Raw genomic sequence first — 14,883 nt, forward strand, 5'->3', positions numbered from 1 at the left:
ATTGGCTCGCTGCCCTGCAATATTCGCCAGCAATCCTGCTCGCTCATGTCCCGCACTCGCCATTTGGCCTCATACAGGTCGCCGACCGTTTGCTGTCGAAGTTCGTAGGGACCGAACAGGTCAGGTGTTGCACTCAGTTTTTGCGACCGCCCCCAAGGTTGACGCCTATACCCGTCCACCCGTTCGCTTATCCGTTAGTTTCCTTCTACATTAAAGAGGTGCACACGGAGCCAGCAGCGAATGAAATCTTTGAAGTATTATGAAAAAAATCGACACGCCACATGGTTAGAGTTGTTTTTTGACCTGATTTTTGTTGTTGCAATTGGCAAGGTTACGCATACTCTCGGACATCTTCATCACGGCCACTTTGAACAGGAGCAATTATGGACATTTTTACTGCTTTTTGTTCCATTATGGTGGATCTGGTCCAGCCACACGATTTACTCAAATAGGTTTGATACAGACAGTAACCTTCACCGCTTGGCAACATTATTTTTAATGTTGCTGCTCATTGTGCTGTCTGCACGGATTGGGGAAGAATTGGAAGTAAACTATGCGCTTGTTATTGCTTGCTATTTTGGTATACGTGCCATCATCAGTATTATGTACATTTCGTCCATAAATAAATTTGATCACCGTAGCGAATTCTCCTCCAGGCTTGGCTTCGCCCTGTTAGTTAGCGCAGTGATTAGTCTTTCATCCATTCTTTTTGACCCACCTATGCGTTACCTTGTCGCTTACATTGGGATTTTTCTTGACATTCTGCTCCCTTTATTTTCTTGGGGTAAGCTAAAGCCATTGCCCGCACATACAGAACACTTGGTTGAACGACTAGGTTTACTCACCCTTATCTTATTGGGCGAGTCGGTAATTAGCCTTTCTGGAGGGTTATCTGACATTCAATGGGATCGTTATAATGTGATGGCGGCAATCACCGGATTTATCATGATTTGCAGTATCTGGTGGATCTATTTTGATAGCTTTTACCTACTGAGCAAAAATGAAAGTAGTATGAGTGGGCACTCCTTAATTTACTCGCACCTTTTTCTATTTATGGGGTTAGCACTTCTCGCAAATTTGATCAGGCATGCGATCCTGAATGACATTGCGATGCGCGATTTCCAGATTACGTCAATCATCGGCATGGCCTTATTTTTCTTAGGCAAGCAATATGGCTACTTCATAGCGGTACCTAAAATAAGGAAATACATACTACAAAACACCTTGATCGTGTTTTCTCTAGGTGGTTTGGTTATATTCCTACCCCGCGTCGAGTACATATTGGTCGGCCTGACAGTAACCATGATCTGTTATGTTTTACTAAACTTCAGGTATCGTTGAATCTTTAAAGTTAGGCCATATCACGGGTGTATCAGCTATCCGCGCACATCAACACATCCCTACCAACCAAAGCGGGTGGTCGCCTGGAAAGCATGGGGGCAAACACCGCGCGGCGTGAGGCCCGCGCCAAGCGGTAAAAACCTAATCAAAGAAGGCCAGGGTGCGAATTTCGATACTCTCGCGCGGCGGGGCTCCCGGCGGCGTGTTGGGATCTTTGAAGGCGGTATGGGGCGTGAAGCGGGCACGGCCGTCGTGACGTGAGTCATACCCCTTGATCAGCAAGACTTCGTCACGGCGCATGTCCGGAAAATAGTACCAGCGCTGTTGCGGATTGTAGGCCAGGTGGTAGATCTCACCGATACGATCCGGATAGACCAAGTCGGTGGCCAGCAGGTCATTGGGGTCGAGCGTCGAGGCGTCCAGCACGGCCAGCGGTGAGCGCTTGACGGGCCCGCTTATCGGGCGCCAGAGGTTAATCTGGGCCACCGACACCAGTGCGGCGGCCTGATCCTGGCCCAGCACGTCGCGAATACGCTCAGGTCCCGAGCGGTCGGTGTAGTCATTATGCACACGGCTGGCTGGGCCGCGAATATCCCGCTGCTCGGCGTCGCTGCGCCTTGTGTGGTCGAAGATGACGACCCGGCTCGCGCCCGTCAACTCCTTGATCAAGGCCTTGACCTCGTCATAGTAGACGCTTTCCACTGAGGTATCGTCGTAGAGATCGTCGACCACCGTATCCCGCCGATGGAGTTCAAACCCCTGCTTGTCCAGAGAAAGGCTGTCTGCCAACGGACGACCGTTGTGTATCGTGACCTCGCACTCCTCCTGCTCAGCAAAGTAGTGCGGTTCACTGTTACCGGTCAGAGCCTCGGTATGCACATAGGGCTTCGCATCGTGCTTGACCAGGTAGGTGAGTTTTGTGATGACGCTAGCGGGCATATCAGTTGTGCACTTCAAGTAACGCCTCCCGGTCTGCTGACCGCATTCGGCGTGGTGTCACCGTGGCGGCGCTGTAGCTTGCCTGTAAACTGCCTCATCCTCGATCGTATGCCTTCCAAGGGACACTTTCAAATGCACCCCGAGGTGCATGGTCCCCGACCGGTAGAAAAGGACATACCTACCTCGGCACCGACGTGCAGCTTGACCAGTACTGGCGCGTCGGACTCCAGGCCCGCGCCTAGGGCGACTACTACATCGAAGTTTTGAACCAGCAGCGCAAATACGGTGGATATCCGGATGGAAGATCGCATCCCAACACATCATCTTTTGCGCAGCATTGATCAGTATCTCGATCTGAGCAACCTGCGATAGCTGACCAAATTGAGAAAGAAAAAACTAGATATTGACATATCTCGATATCGCAAATAGTCTGAGTTCGAAACCACCCCCCGTATCTCAGGAAGCGCCAAATGCAGAAGATGTGGGTGAACACCTCAACGAAGCGCCTTACGGTTTGCTCTGATCCCGTGGATCCGCATCCATTTAGCTTAATACATCGATATTTTTATATATGCAGGTAAATGAAATGACACAGTCCGCGCTCTTCAAAACCGCACAGCTGGGGCCCTACACCCTCAAGAATCGAATCGTTTTGCCACCGCTTACCCGTTCGCGTAGCTCCCAGCCTGGCAACATTCCGAACGATCTCATGGCCACGTATTACCGCCAGCGTACTGGCGCGGGATTCATGGTGACCGAAGGCACCCAGATCGAGCCTCGTGGACAGGGTTATGCCTGGACTCCCGGCATTCACAGCGCCGAGCAGATTGAAGGCTGGCGCAAAATCACCGACGCCGTTCACGCCGAAGGGGGTGTGATCTTCGCTCAACTTTGGCATGTCGGCCGCGTGTCGCACACGTCCTTGCAGCCCGGCGGTGAAGCGCCGGTCGCGCCGTCAGCCATAAAGGCGGACAACGTCAAGGTATTCATCGAGACCGGCCCTGGCACGGGTGCACTGGCCGATCCATCGACCCCGCGCGCTCTTTCCACCGCAGAGGTGAAAGAACTGGTCCAGCTCTATGCCCAGGCGGCCCGCAATGCCCTGGACGCTGGGTTCGACGGGGTGGAACTGCACTGCGCGAACGGCTACCTGGTGAACCAGTTCATTTCCGCCCACACAAACCAGCGTGATGATGAATATGGTGGCTCGTTGCAAAATCGACTGCGCTTCCTGCGCGAAATCACCCAGGCAGTTGCTGGCGTCGTTGGCAAGGAGCGTATGGGCGTTCGCTTCGCCCCGCTCTTCGCGACCACCGATGAAGATCGCGTCTACCTCGGCCTGGTCGAGAAAGATCCCCATCAAACCTATGTCGAAGCGGTGAAGATTCTCGAGGAAGTGGGTATCGCCTACCTGTCGCTCGCCGAGGCCGACTGGGAGAACGCACCCGATCTACCTGAAGCGTTCCGGGAAGATATTCGCAGTATCTTCAGCGGTAAGATTCTCTATGCCGGCAGGTACACCGCTGAACGCGGAAATCGTGTCATCCAGGCGGGTTGGGGTGATCTGATCGCGTTTGGTCGTCCTTTCATCGCCAACCCCGACCTGCCCGCCCGTATCGCCAACGACTGGCCGCTCAATCCGGTCGACCCGACAAGCATGTATGGCGGTACCGACAAGGGCTACACCGACTATCCGAGCTATCGCCCCTGAGCAATCCGCGCCGCGTCCCAGACTCCAGGGCGCGGCTTACGCTTGCTGACCGAGGAAGGGGAACATCTTGTGGCAACAAACGGACGCAGAGGTCACTTTGGGTGCCTTCCAATTCTCCGTGCGAACGACGAAGATATCGCAATATCGCGAAAAACAGGTATCGCCAATTTTATGAACATTGACATCAACGAAGCCCTGAAAGCCTTGGCGAACCCGACGCGCCTTGACATCCTCAATTGGCTCAAGGATCCCAGGACGAACTTTCCCGAGCAGGAAGTCGACCCGGAAACAGTAGGCGTGTGCGTCAGCATCATCCAGGAGCGCACGGGCCTTTCGCAGTCCACTACATCGCTTTACCTCACAACCCTGCAGCGCGCGCACCTGGTAACCTCGCAGCGGATAGGCCCTTGGACCTATTACAAACGTCACGACGAAAATATCGATGCCTTTTTCAAAGCGCTGCAAGAAAAGATCTAGGTCCAGGCTACCCGAGGACCGTTTACCGGCGGCGCCCAAAGCTTTTCCTTAACGAAAGCGCTTCAAAAGGTGGATTGTCGCCCATCAGCGCTCAATTTAAACGGGGTGGGCCGCGACCCACTCTTTGAGATGAGCAACAAAACTGAGAACAGTCGGAGCGATGTTTTCTCTTGAAGGGTATACCGCATAGATTCCCACCGGCGGCTCAATGGCCCAATCGGAAAATGCCTCCACCAGCTTTCCTGAATCAAGATCATCTCGTATATGCCAGTCCATCAGCAGCGCTACTCCATGCCCATCTATTGCCATCTGGCGAACCACTTCCCCCAAACTGGATGAAAAACGGTTGCGTATTTTGCATGTTTTTTTAACGCCTCCTCGGGACATGGTCCAACTGGAATCTTTTCCGACGATGAGGCCGTCCAGCGTGGTTAAGTCTTTTGGAGAGGTAGGCATACCCTGTTTTTCCCAATATTGGGGGGCGGCGCAAATCAGACGTCGGGACGCAGAAATCCTCTGCGCGATCAGGGATGAATCGGCCATTACTCCGTGCCGAATCGCAAGGTCGGTACCATGGGCGGCCAAATCAACCAGTTGATCTGTCGGGTGTAAATCAACGATAACGCCAGGGTAGCGTTTGAGATAACTGCTCACGACGCTCGATAAATAACCTTGGGCAAATGTCGCGGAAGCGGTTATGCGTAGATGACCGGTAATCTCGGTCTTCTGGAAAAATCTTCGCTCCGCTTTTTCGACGCTTTCCAGGATGCTTAGTGCGTGTTGATAAAGCTTCTCACCGTCCGAAGTGGGACTTAGCTTGCGGGTGGTGCGGTTAAAAAGTCTCCGACCAACGCTGTCTTCAAGGGCCAGAAGACGCTTGCTTGCGCCTGCGGCAGTCATCCCCATTCGTTCGGACGCTGCGCGGATGGAACCCTCCTCGAAAACAGCAATAAACAACCGCAATTCATCAATGGAATCCAGCATTTATTACCAACCAAAAGGACCGAAAGATTCAATAATTCTAGCGTATTTATCCCATATTACTGATGATAAATTTGTTGGCCTATTGTTCCTCGGAGTTTAAGCCTTGAAAGCCATTGTGATAAATCAGCATGGTAACTCAGACCTTTTTGTAGAAATTAATACGGAAAACCCCGTTGCCCGCCCAGGTCATGTGATTATCGACGTGCGGGCGACAAGCGTGAATCCAGTGGACACGAAAATTCGTCGGGGCAGCGAAGGTACGGCCGGTCTGACTTTTCCGGCAATTCTTCACATCGATGTTTCAGGGGTGGTCAGCTCCGTTGGTGCTGGTGTGACCCGCTTTAACGTAGGCGATGAAGTCTATGGCTGTTTCGGTGGCATCGTGGGGATTCCCGGTGCGTTGGCAGATCAGATGGAGGCCGATGCTGAGATGCTTGCTCTAAAACCCAAGTCGCTCTCTTTTGGCGAAGCAGCCAGCTTGCCGCTCGTGGCAATTACGGCCTGGGAGGCGCTGATCGACCGAGCCTCGATCAAACCCAATGACAACGTCTTGGTGCATGGTGGCACCGGTGGTGTTGGGCACATAGGCATTCAATTGGCCAAGGTCCTGGGGGCCAGGGTTTCGACGACGGTTTCAACGCCAGAAAAAGCGGAAATTGCCCGTCAACTGGGCGCCGATGAGATTATTTTTTATAACAGCGAGACGCCCCAGGAATACAGTCAGCGAATCACCGAAGGAAAAGGATTCGATACGGTCTTCGATACCTTGGGCGGTGAGGTCTTACAAAACTCACTGAAAGCCGCGAAGCTTAAGGGCCATGTGGTCTCGATCATCGGTTACGACAGCTACGATCTGACCGAAATGCACTTTAAGGCATTGAGACTCGACTTTGTATTCATGGCTATTTCGATCATTCATAACGAAGGCCGCAAGCACCATGGCGAGATCCTGCAAAGACTGGCTGCCCTGGTTGATCGCGGCCTGGTTAAACCATTGATCGATGAGCGCCATGACTTCACTGCTGCGGGTGTCAGCGCGGCACATGATCGCCTTGAGTTAGGCCGTGCCATTGGCAAAGTCGTCATTGAGCGACAGGCTTAGTCGTGCTGGGACAGGATCGTTTCCAGCAGGCCCGGAAAACGGTTACTCAAGTCTTCTCTACGCAACGAGTTCATGTGGGTCGTGCCGATGGTCTGGGTTTGAACCAAGCCGGCATCTCGCAGCACCCGAAAATGATGGGACATGGTGGACTTCGCGCGGCCACCGTCCAGGTCGCCGCAGCTGGCCTCTCCCAGCTCGGCGAGGCGCCGGACAATCTCCAGGCGTACAGGGTCGCTCAAGGCGTAAAACAGACGCTCAAGAACGAATTCGCTGAGAGGAAGGTGTTTGAAGGGGCGCATGAGCGAATCATACACGGGTTTGCTCTAGGTCAATAGTTCGAATATTATCGAACAACAGTAATAGTATCCCTCGGAGAAAAAACCTGATGTCTGCACTGTTCCAACCTTTCACGCTCAAGGATGTCTCCCTTCGCAACCGGATCGCGATTCCCCCCATGTGCATGTACTCGGCCAATGATGGCCTGATCAACGATTGGCACACTGTGCACTATGCCACCCTCGCGCGTGGCGGGGCGGGACTGGTGGTTGTCGAGGCGACCGCCGTGTCACCCGAAGGACGGATCACGCCTGGCTGCGCTGGTATCTGGAATGATGAGCTCGCTCGTGCCTTCGTGCCGGTGGTGCAATCGATCAAGGCTGCCGGCGCAGTGCCAGGTATCCAGATTGCCCACGCGGGGCGCAAGGCCAGTGCGAACCGTCCTTGGGAAGGTGACGATCATATCGGCGAGGATGATTTGCGTGGCTGGCAGACCATCGCCCCGTCGGCTGTTGCCTTTGGCGCTCATCTCGCCAAGCAGCCGAAAGCCATGACGCTGGAGGATATCGCCCGAGTGCGCGAGGATTTTGTCTCCGCCGCTCGCCGTGCACGTGAAGCCGGCTTCGAGTGGTTGGAGCTGCATTTCGCCCATGGCTATCTGGCCCAGTCATTCCTCTCTGAACACTCCAACCTTCGTGACGACGCCTATGGCGGAAATTTCGATAACCGTAGCCGCTTTCTGCTGGAAACACTGGCGGCGGTTCGCGAAGTATGGCCAGAGCACTTGCCGCTGACCGCTCGTCTGGGTGTCATCGAATACGACGGTCGGGATGAACAGACCTTGTCAGAGGCTATCGAACTGACACGTCGTTTCAAGGACGGTGGATTGGACTTACTCAGCGTCAGTATCGGGTTCACCATCCCTGAATCCAACATTCCTTGGGCCCCCGGTTTCATGGGCGAAGTTACCCAGCGGGTACGGCGCGAGGCGGGTATTGCGGTGGCCTCGGCATGGGGCTTCGGCACGCCGAGCGTCGCCGAAGAAGCGGTGAAGAGTGGTCAACTGGACCTGGCGATGATTGGCCGGGCGCACCTGGGCAATCCCAACTGGTCCTATTCAGCCGCCCAGGCGCTGGGTGTAGAGCGAGCTGCCTGGACCCTGCCCGCTCCCTATGCCCATTGGCTTGAACGCTACAGGTGATCCCGCCGGAGCGAGGGCGCTCGCATGGCCTTAGGGCTATCAACTTGGTCGAATGCCCAAGCGGGCAAGATTGTTGTCGCGCTCTCACCCGGATTCAGGTTTTTGGCCGCATGGCCGGCATGGACATCTTCGATACTCCGTGCCAGCCAATGCGCTCCCTCTTTATATCGCACACAGACAGGAGGTTTGATGACCACCCCTCTGACACTGATTGCCACCTTGGTCGCCAAGGCCGGCTTCGAAGCCGAGCTCGAGCAAACGCTGCAGGGCCTGCAAGGCCCAAGCCGAGGCGAAGCGGACTGTATCCAGTACGACTTCCATCGTGATGCCGAGCAGGCTCGCACTTTCCACATGATCGAGCAGTGGCGGGACGAAGCGGCGCTGACTGCTCACGAAGCGACACCGCATTTTCAGGCAGCGCTCCCTTTCATCGAACGTGCTGCTGAAAAGCTCACCATCACGAAAATGTATCGCATCTCCTGAGGATCTTCGAATGAAAGCCATTGCACACTTCAAATGCCTGCCTATTGAACATCCCGACGCCTTGGTGGAGATCGATATTCCCGAGCCAGTGCCGGGGCCGCGCGACTTGCTCGTAGAGGTAAAGGCCGTATCGGTCAATCCTGTCGATACCAAGGTGCGGCAGGGCTACGTACCGCACGAGGACGAAAGCCAGCCGCGCATCCTCGGTTGGGACGCTGCCGGCGTGGTCAAGTCGGTCGGCAGCGACGTGACGCTATTCAAGCCCGGTGACAGGGTCTGGTACGCCGGATCGCTGATCCGCCCGGGCAGCAACAGTGAGCTGCAACTGGTGGACGAGCGTATCGTCGGCTCAATGCCCCAGTCGCTGGATTTCAGCAAGGCTGCGGCATTGCCACTGACTTCCTTGACCGCTTGGGAATTACTGTTTGATCGCCTCGGTGTTGCACGCGATACCACCGACCGGGGCGAAACGCTGCTGATCATCGGCGCTGCAGGCGGGGTGGGTTCAATCCTGACTCAGCTGGCGCGTCAGCTAACCGGGTTGACGATCATTGGTACGGCTTCGCGCCCTGAAACTCAGACCTGGGTCACCGAGCTTGGTGCGCATCATGTCATCGACCATACCAAGCCACTCAGCGAGGAGCTCAAGCGCATCGGTATCGCACAAGTCAGCCATGTCGCTAGCCTGACCCAGACCGATCGGCACTACGAACAAATCATCAAATCACTGAAGCCTCAGGGCAAGCTGGGCCTGATCGATGACCCGGCCACGCTGGACGCCGTACCGCTCAAGCGCAAGAGCCTGTCGTTGCACTGGGAGCTGATGTACACCCGCTCGCTTTACGAGACAGAGGACATGCAGGAGCAGCACAACATCCTCAACGAAGTTTCGCGGCGCATTGATGCGGGTGACTTGCGCACCACCGTTGGCGACAACTACGGGCGCATCAGCGCAGAAAATCTTCGTCGTGCCCATGCTCTGCTGGAAAGCGGCAAGGCGAAGGGCAAGGTCGTGCTGGAAGGCTTCTAAGAGGGTGTAGACAAACCCGCCGCCCCATTCGTTTTAATGCGATTTGACCACGCCACACTACAAGGCTGGTCGCGGATGGGCTGGCTGGGGCAACGTCTTGGGCTGCGGGCCAAAATTCTGCTGTTATTGGCGGAGGGATTAACGCCCAAAGAGGTCAGCCATCAGTTCCAGGTCTCAGCGCCCGTAGCGCTTGCCAAGCTCTTCAAGTGGAACAAGACGACTGAATCCATCATTAGCTCTGTAAACAAAAACAAAGCTGGGAATTAACCGCTCATGACAATAGTTAGAGAAGCGGAAGGCTATAGCTTACAAAAACACGATTCTGATCTACGCTACGAGCCGCTTCGCTGTTGGACTTGCCGTTACGCCAGCCGAACCCGACGCCTTTGAGCGCTCCCGACTGAAGGACGTAGTCCAGACTAATGTCTCTTTCCCATTCCTTTTGGTTGTCGCCTGACGTAGTTTTAATATTATCGCCGGAGAGGTACATGACCGAGCCTTTCAGGCCAGGGACACCCAGAGCGACGAAGTCGTAAGCATACTGACCGAAAGCTGTTCGCTCGCCTGCACGGGTGAAAGTTTGGATCAGGCGGTCTGTATACAGATACAGGCTTGCTCCACCGGCGCCCTTGTCTACCAGGCTACCCTGACTGAGTTGAGTGAAGTTGCTGCCATCCGACACACTTTGGTACCCCGCAGTAATCGCGTGGCCACCCAGTGTGTAAATCAACGCGGCACTCCAGGTACGGTTGTCGATCTCTCCACTACCGTTTTTGGTGTAGCCACTAATTCTGTAGCCTGACGTCCCGGAGCTATTGGCCCCTGACGAGTCAGTTTTGAAATAGCGCAGGTCTGTTTTAAGGGACTGATTGTCCGAGAGGGCAAGGGTGTGAATTAATCCCATAAAATGCTGCGTATAGTAGTTATCGAGGCTGGCGTAGTAGTACTGAGCTGTCAGATCCTTGGTGACGTTCCAATCGCCCCCGGCGAAGTTAAACTGATTGCTTTCCCGCGTACCACCAGCAACGGCCAACTCCGTCTGATCGCTCGAACCACGTCCTGTTGCATGTTCGATCCGACCTCCAGTCAAGGTCAGCCCCTTGAACTCGCTAGAGGTGATTTGACCGCCCTCGAAGGTTTGTGGAAGCACGCGCCCATCATTGGCGACTAGAATTGGGAGTTTGGGAATCAAGGTGCCGTAGCGAAGTTCAGTTTTCGACATTTTGACTTTTACGGTCAGCCCCAGCCGGCTCCACTCGTCGACGGCACGGTTGTCACTGTCAGAAGGCATCATGGTGCTTCCGACATGCCGTCCTTTGCCGCTGTCTAGGGTAACCCCCAGCAACCCCATGCCATCGACACCAAAGCCAACCATGCCATCGGTGTAGCCCGATTTGAAGTCCAACATGAAACCATGCGCCCATTCTTCGGTTTTGGAAGGGGCGGCAACGCCATCGCGGTTGTCGTTATTGAAGTAGAAATTTCTCATCCCCAAGTTGGCTTTGCTATCACTCAGGAAGTCAGCATGCGCCTGGGCAGTCAGGGTGACACAAAGAAACACCGAACTTGCAGTTATTGTTTTTCCACTCACTTATATAGCGCTCCATTTGTTATTTTCAAGTAATACAAGCAACACAAAATCTTCCAGATAAACGCAGCGCACACGAAGGAACGGTATGTAGTTAATTTTAACTAGCCCGATAAATAGCGCGCGATTTTATTATTCTGAATATCCTGCTGAAAGCGAGAGATCGACGATATCCAGCCCCCTGCATTAACGTGGCGCCGTGTAATGCAAGCTCCAAATCCGCTCATCGCACCTATTTCGATGACAATCGCAATACCCTTATTTAAAATTATTCCTTATGGTGCTGAGCGGCTAATTAATTTATCTATTTTAAATAGATTGGACGGTAATCAACGCGCATTTAGATAAATGAGCTAGTGGCCTGGGCGGTTAGTTCGTTAATCAACAACAGCCAGAAACAGGCTTTTAAACAATTCAAATAGATAAACGAATTGACCGTATAGGCAACTAGTCGGCCTTGAAGTCATGCCTCGAACCGGACGTCCCGCCAGCGCTTGACGACTTCGCCGATCAGCACGCCAGGCACACCTTTCATCAGCAGCGCTTTGGAAAAGTCCACTAAGGTGATCCGTGCATGAGCGTGTCCAGGAGGGATCGCAGCGTCATCGGCATAGCAGCCGAGGCCGGCATCAATGCGGCGTCCTCGACACGGGTCTGACGGGCGCCGATATGGCCGGCCTGGCTTTCGGTAGCAGATGGGAAACTAGTCATTTTTTCGCGGCTCTTGTTGTTATGCAGCGCGATAGCGTTAGAGCCGAGTGTGTGAGAAAGGCGCAGGGAGCGCCTTGCCTGGGGAGATGAAGTTCTGCGCTGGGGTCTGAAAATTTGCCTTAGCGCCTGATTTTCAAGGCTGGGACCAGACAGAATTGCCGGTCAGGGGTGTGGAAGCGGTATGGTCAGGAAAGCTTCGATTTCTGCATCGGGAATCGGTTTGGCAAAGTAGTACCCCTGAAAAATATCATTCGTGAGCCGCAGCTTTCGACCCAAAATTGACTTTCTGGTCCAAGCATAAAATTGAACTTCATCCGAAAACTACGCTTTGAATAATCCGCCCTTCTAAACCGCTTCCACATCATCGTTCGGCAACGAAGCAAACATTTCAGCGCGGCACACCTCAAGGATCTCATCCGCCAGCGCGGAATCATCCGGGCAGGCACGCGACAAAATAATCGCGCCGACAGCACGTGACAGCAGGTCAATCATTTTCTTTCTTCCCTCACCCGCCGCGGAGTCCGGCCCCGCCGGATATTTTTCCCCCAGCGTTTGGAGAGTGTGTTCGATCCCTTCAGCAAACGTCGCTTTCAAATCATCCGATTGACGCGCCGCGTCGCCACACAACGCGGCCATGGTGCAACCGCTGCCACGTCCGTCCCGATGTTCCCTCGTCACATAGACGTCGATGAAGCCGGGAACGTCGAGAGCTTTGGCGCCTGTCAGCGACTTGGCAAGACTGCAAGCAGAGGCTTCGGCCATCAGGTCGGCCTTCGAACCGAAATGCTTGTAGAAACCTCCATGGGTGAAACCGGCAGCCGCCATGAGATCCGACACACCGACGCCGTCAAAGCCACGCTCACGGAACAGCTCAGAGGCTGTCTCGACGATGTGCTCTCGATTGGCCTGCGCCTGGGCCTTGGTCACTCTCACGTGCAATACCTCATGTTCACTGGGAAATCATGCGGCCAAGCATACATAGATGCTGGTCATAATCAAAGCCGTTGACAGCTTAGATTAAGATCATCATCCTAATTGCACGCACCACCGACCTCCATCAACGGGCACGGAAGAAATACCAGATGACCGATCAGAATCTGTTCACCCCTTACACGCTTGGCGCCCTCACGCTGTCGAACCGCATCGTCCTGGCGCCGCTGACACGTAACCGCGCCGGTCAAGGCTTTGTCCCCAGCGAGTTCGCGGCCAGTTATTACAGCCAACGTGCCAGCGCAGGCTTGCTGATCAGCGAAGCCACGCAGATTTCCCAACAGGGCCAGGGCTATCAGGACACCCCCGGGATCTACACGCAGGCGCAGATAGACGGCTGGCGCACAGTGACCGATGCCGTCCATGCCAAGGGCGGAAAAATCTTTCTGCAACTGTGGCATGTCGGCCGCGTGTCGCACGTTGATCTGCAAGAAAACGGCGCCGCACCCGTGGCCCCTTCTGCGCTGCGCGCCGCCACCAAAGTATTCGTCAACAACCGCTTTGAAGACGTCTCCGAGCCGCGCGCACTGGACATCAGTGAACTACCAGGGATCGTCTCCGATTTCTGCCAGGCCGCGGCAAACGCGCTCGATGCTGGGTTCGATGGTGTAGAGATTCACGGTGCAAACGGCTATTTGCTGGATCAATTCCTCAAGGACAGCGCCAATTTGCGTACCGATGCTTACGGCGGTTCGATTGAAAATCGAGCGCGTCTGTTGCTCGAAGTGACGGCGGCCGTCGTCAATGAAATCGGCGCGGATCGCACCGGTGTGCGCTTATCGCCGGTGTCGCCGGCCAATGGCGTTTCCAGCAGTGATCCGCAGGCGCAATTCGATTACGTCGTCGACCAACTCGACGCGCTCGGTGTGGTTTATCTACACGTGGTCGAAGGCGCGACCGGTGGCCCGCGTGACGTGGCGCCATTCGATTTCGGCGCCCTGCGCCAGCGCTTCAAAAATACCTACATCGCCAACAACGGCTATGACCTGAATCTGGCGACATCAAGGCTCGCCGAAGACCAAGCCGATCTGATCGCATTCGGTCGCCCGTTCATTGGCAATCCGGATCTGGTAGAGCGCCTCAAAAGTGGCGCGCCATTGTCCGCCTTCAATCCCGCCACGCTCTATGGCGGCGGTGCAGCAGGCTACATCGACTACCCGACGTTGGCTGAATCGAACGCTACCGCAAGCTGAGCAATCAGTGATCGCGCTTTCTGTTTCACACATCCTCAAAGAGAGATAACCCATGAGCACTCGCCCTGCTGTTCTCATCACTGGCGCCTCCACCGGCATTGGCGCCGTCTACGCCGAGCGCTTCGCGCAACGCGGACACGATCTGGTACTGGTCGCCCGAGACCAGGCACGTCTGGACGCACTTGCAGCCCGATTGCGCAGCGAACACGGCGTCGCCGTCGATATCATTCCGGCGGACCTGACCCAACTCGGCGATCTGACAACTGTTGAAACCCGCCTGCGCGACGACGCCCGTATCGGCATCCTTGTCAATAACGCCGGTGCCGCGCTGTCCGGTAACTTTATCGACCAAAGCACCGACAGCGTTGCGCAACTGGTCGCCCTCAACACCACAGCGCTGGTGCGCTTGGCCAGCGCCATCGCCCCACGCCTGGCCAAAGCAGGCGAAGGCGCGATCATCAACATCGGTTCGGTGGTGGGTCTTGCTCCGGAGTTCGGCATGTCGGTCTATGGTGCAACCAAGGCGTTTGTGCTGTTTCTTTCCCAAGGCCTGAGCCTGGAACTTTCTCCTCAGGGCGTCTACGTGCAGGCCGTGCTGCCGGCGGCCACCCGCACGGAAATCTGGGATCGCTCCGGGGTCGACATAAATACCTTGAGCGAAATCATGGAAGTGGGCGATCTGGTGGATGCCGCACTGGTCGGATTCGATCGTCGCGAACCGGTAACGATCCCGCCGCTGCACGAAGCTGAACGCTGGGATGACCTGCAGAGCGCACGTCAGGGCTTGCTGGGGCAAATCCGCCAGGCTGCGGTTGCCCAGCGCTACCTAACCCAACAGTGATCTTTTGGTAGCGAGC

General features: G+C 55.1%; 14 protein-coding genes and 2 pseudogenes. 10 read left to right on the plus strand and 6 right to left on the minus strand.

Translation table 11 applies throughout. The features are described 5' to 3' along the window. The first annotated feature begins 240 nt into the window (after positions 1-240). On the plus strand, positions 241-1,341 hold the full coding sequence (locus AC3WP4_RS00385; RefSeq protein WP_102615868.1) for a low temperature requirement protein A: 1,101 nt from the start codon (positions 241-243) through the stop codon (positions 1,339-1,341). A gap of 141 nt (positions 1,342-1,482) precedes the next feature. Here AC3WP4_RS00385 and AC3WP4_RS00390 read toward each other — a convergent pair whose 3' ends face one another. Continuing rightward, entirely contained in the window at positions 1,483-2,280 is a 798-nt protein-coding gene (locus tag AC3WP4_RS00390) for a CmcJ/NvfI family oxidoreductase (RefSeq protein WP_173860480.1), read from the minus strand. A gap of 586 nt (positions 2,281-2,866) precedes the next feature. Between AC3WP4_RS00390 and AC3WP4_RS00395 the strand changes: the two genes are divergently transcribed. Continuing rightward, positions 2,867-3,991 (plus strand): alkene reductase, encoded by a 1,125-nt coding sequence (locus AC3WP4_RS00395; RefSeq protein ID WP_102615870.1) that lies wholly within the window; start codon positions 2,867-2,869, stop codon positions 3,989-3,991. Between the two features lie 171 nt (positions 3,992-4,162). Then, positions 4,163-4,468, plus strand: a complete 306-nt coding sequence (locus AC3WP4_RS00400) for an ArsR/SmtB family transcription factor (RefSeq protein ID WP_047530947.1) — start codon at positions 4,163-4,165, stop codon at positions 4,466-4,468. 96 nt (positions 4,469-4,564) lie between these two features. Here the strand turns inward: AC3WP4_RS00400 and AC3WP4_RS00405 are convergent, their stop codons facing one another. Further along, positions 4,565-5,452, minus strand: coding sequence for a LysR family transcriptional regulator (locus AC3WP4_RS00405; protein ID WP_102615871.1), 888 nt, complete (start codon positions 5,450-5,452; stop codon positions 4,565-4,567). A gap of 103 nt (positions 5,453-5,555) precedes the next feature. Here AC3WP4_RS00405 and AC3WP4_RS00410 point away from each other — a divergent pair, with 103 nt between their 5' ends. Then, positions 5,556-6,554, plus strand: coding sequence for a zinc-dependent alcohol dehydrogenase family protein (locus tag AC3WP4_RS00410; protein ID WP_077045095.1), 999 nt, complete (start codon positions 5,556-5,558; stop codon positions 6,552-6,554). Here the strand turns inward: AC3WP4_RS00410 and AC3WP4_RS00415 are convergent. Next, a complete protein-coding gene (locus AC3WP4_RS00415; protein ID WP_064680709.1) occupies positions 6,551-6,853 on the minus strand; it encodes an ArsR/SmtB family transcription factor in 303 nt (100 codons plus the stop codon). The genes AC3WP4_RS00410 and AC3WP4_RS00415 overlap by 4 nt on opposite strands. 86 nt (positions 6,854-6,939) lie before the next feature. Between AC3WP4_RS00415 and AC3WP4_RS00420 the strand changes: the two genes are divergently transcribed. The 4 genes and pseudogenes from AC3WP4_RS00420 to AC3WP4_RS00435 all read left to right on the plus strand — a co-directional run. Continuing rightward, the gene (locus AC3WP4_RS00420; protein WP_084322895.1) at positions 6,940-8,031 is read left to right on the plus strand and encodes an NADH:flavin oxidoreductase/NADH oxidase; all 1,092 of its coding nucleotides are present in this window, start codon (positions 6,940-6,942) and stop codon (positions 8,029-8,031) included. Positions 8,032-8,220: 189 nt separating this feature from the next. Further along, positions 8,221-8,514 carry a putative quinol monooxygenase gene (locus tag AC3WP4_RS00425; RefSeq protein ID WP_102615872.1) on the plus strand — a complete coding sequence of 98 codons (294 nt, stop codon included), beginning with the start codon at positions 8,221-8,223 and terminating at the stop codon, positions 8,512-8,514. A gap of 10 nt (positions 8,515-8,524) precedes the next feature. After that, positions 8,525-9,544, plus strand: coding sequence for a zinc-binding alcohol dehydrogenase family protein (locus tag AC3WP4_RS00430; RefSeq protein ID WP_102615873.1), 1,020 nt, complete (start codon positions 8,525-8,527; stop codon positions 9,542-9,544). 36 nt (positions 9,545-9,580) lie between these two features. Then, a pseudogene (locus AC3WP4_RS00435) lies at positions 9,581-9,760 on the plus strand (IS630 family transposase); the annotation flags it as partial. 67 nt (positions 9,761-9,827) lie between these two features. Here the strand turns inward: AC3WP4_RS00435 and AC3WP4_RS00440 are convergent. The 3 genes and pseudogenes from AC3WP4_RS00440 to AC3WP4_RS00450 all read right to left on the minus strand — a co-directional run bounded on the left by AC3WP4_RS00440 (position 9,828) and on the right by AC3WP4_RS00450 (position 12,776). Further along, positions 9,828-11,135 carry an OprD family porin gene (locus tag AC3WP4_RS00440; RefSeq protein WP_102615875.1) on the minus strand — a complete coding sequence of 436 codons (1,308 nt, stop codon included), beginning with the start codon at positions 11,133-11,135 and terminating at the stop codon, positions 9,828-9,830. A 484-nt stretch (positions 11,136-11,619) separates the two neighbouring features. Continuing rightward, positions 11,620-11,843 (minus strand): annotated as a pseudogene (locus tag AC3WP4_RS00445) (hypothetical protein); the annotation flags it as partial. Between the two features lie 345 nt (positions 11,844-12,188). Beyond that, positions 12,189-12,776 (minus strand): TetR/AcrR family transcriptional regulator, encoded by a 588-nt coding sequence (locus AC3WP4_RS00450; RefSeq protein WP_173860481.1) that lies wholly within the window; start codon positions 12,774-12,776, stop codon positions 12,189-12,191. Positions 12,777-12,925: 149 nt separating this feature from the next. Here AC3WP4_RS00450 and AC3WP4_RS00455 point away from each other — a divergent pair, with 149 nt between their 5' ends. Further along, a complete protein-coding gene (locus AC3WP4_RS00455; protein WP_102615877.1) occupies positions 12,926-14,026 on the plus strand; it encodes an alkene reductase in 1,101 nt (366 codons plus the stop codon). Between the two features lie 52 nt (positions 14,027-14,078). After that, positions 14,079-14,867 carry an SDR family NAD(P)-dependent oxidoreductase gene (locus AC3WP4_RS00460; protein WP_076030826.1) on the plus strand — a complete coding sequence of 263 codons (789 nt, stop codon included), beginning with the start codon at positions 14,079-14,081 and terminating at the stop codon, positions 14,865-14,867. Positions 14,868-14,883: the final 16 nt, after the last annotated feature.

It is taken from the genome of Pseudomonas sp. FW305-20 (assembly GCF_058788075.1).

Coding starts and splice junctions, on each gene's coding strand:
- AC3WP4_RS00425 (WP_102615872.1), top strand. CDS start 8,221: ATGACCACCCCTCTGACACTGATTGCCACCTTGGTCGCCAAGGCCGGC.
- AC3WP4_RS00415 (WP_064680709.1), bottom strand. CDS start 6,853: ATGCGCCCCTTCAAACACCTTCCTCTCAGCGAATTCGTTCTTGAGCGT.
- AC3WP4_RS00400 (WP_047530947.1), top strand. CDS start 4,163: ATGAACATTGACATCAACGAAGCCCTGAAAGCCTTGGCGAACCCGACG.
- AC3WP4_RS00420 (WP_084322895.1), top strand. CDS start 6,940: ATGTCTGCACTGTTCCAACCTTTCACGCTCAAGGATGTCTCCCTTCGC.
- AC3WP4_RS00390 (WP_173860480.1), bottom strand. CDS start 2,280: ATGCCCGCTAGCGTCATCACAAAACTCACCTACCTGGTCAAGCACGAT.
- AC3WP4_RS00395 (WP_102615870.1), top strand. CDS start 2,867: ATGACACAGTCCGCGCTCTTCAAAACCGCACAGCTGGGGCCCTACACC.
- AC3WP4_RS00385 (WP_102615868.1), top strand. CDS start 241: ATGAAATCTTTGAAGTATTATGAAAAAAATCGACACGCCACATGGTTA.
- AC3WP4_RS00460 (WP_076030826.1), top strand. CDS start 14,079: ATGAGCACTCGCCCTGCTGTTCTCATCACTGGCGCCTCCACCGGCATT.
- AC3WP4_RS00430 (WP_102615873.1), top strand. CDS start 8,525: ATGAAAGCCATTGCACACTTCAAATGCCTGCCTATTGAACATCCCGAC.
- AC3WP4_RS00455 (WP_102615877.1), top strand. CDS start 12,926: ATGACCGATCAGAATCTGTTCACCCCTTACACGCTTGGCGCCCTCACG.
- AC3WP4_RS00405 (WP_102615871.1), bottom strand. CDS start 5,452: ATGCTGGATTCCATTGATGAATTGCGGTTGTTTATTGCTGTTTTCGAG.